The 796-nt window shown below is 70.7% G+C and carries 1 protein-coding gene; it reads left to right on the top strand.

Annotation, left to right across the window (positions count from 1 at the left end; all coding sequences use genetic code 11):
• Positions 1 to 240: 240 nt before the first annotated feature.
• Positions 241 to 796, top strand: a 556-nt coding sequence (locus LPA54_RS33595) for a serine hydrolase (protein WP_228984495.1), incomplete at its 3' end; no start/stop codon positions are given.

Here is a 796-nt window from a genome sequence, read left to right as displayed (position 1 = left end):
CCTCCTCGGAACCGGCCGTCCCCTCCGTCGGGACCGGCGGACGCTCCTCACGCTCCGCACGCACGCTCGAAACCCCGTCGAGACCTGCTCGAGCCCGGCCGCACGGCATCTCGAGCCGGCCCTCCGCAGAACCGCGGCGGCGCGGAGGGCCCGGCTCCAGCGGCACGCGGGTGCGGCTCGATCGGAGGGCGTCAGCGTGGCCGCGGAAGGTAGAAACCGGGACGATGGGAGCTCCCCGACATGACGCAGACGACGATCGACCGGCCTGAGGTCTCGGCCCTTCAGCAGGCCGTGCAGCAAGCCGCTGACCGCCTCGTCGAAGCCGGCGCCGCGGGCGTGCAGTTCCGGGTGGCCCGGGACGGCGACTCCTTCGTGGTGACCTCCGGCGTCGCCGAGCTGGGCTCCGGCCGCCCGGTTCCCGCCGACGGCCGCTTCCGCATCTCCTGCATCACCAAGCCGTTCGTCGCGGTGGTCGTCCTCCAGCTCGTCGCGGAGGGGAAGATCGAGCTGGACCGCACGGTGGAGAGCTACCTGCCGGGCCTGCTCCCCTACGGCGACAGGATCACCGTCCGGAACCTGCTCCAGCACACCAGCGGCCTGTACAACTACGCGGACTCGTTCCAGAAGCCGGGCGACCGCTTCCTGCGCGACCGCTACAAGCACTACGAGCCGGAGGACCTGATCGCCATCGCGGCCGCCAAGCCGCTGGAGTTCGAGCCGGGCACGAAGTTCGCCTACTGCAACACGAACTACTTCGTCATCGGCCTGCTCATCAAGAAGGTCACCGGCCGCACCC

Origin of the sequence: Streptomyces sp. DH12 (genome assembly GCF_020873895.1) — a bacterium.
GTDB lineage: Bacteria > Actinomycetota > Actinomycetes > Streptomycetales > Streptomycetaceae > Streptomyces.
Note: the sequence above shows the minus strand (reverse complement) of the source record. Positions and strands in the feature narration are given on the sequence as shown.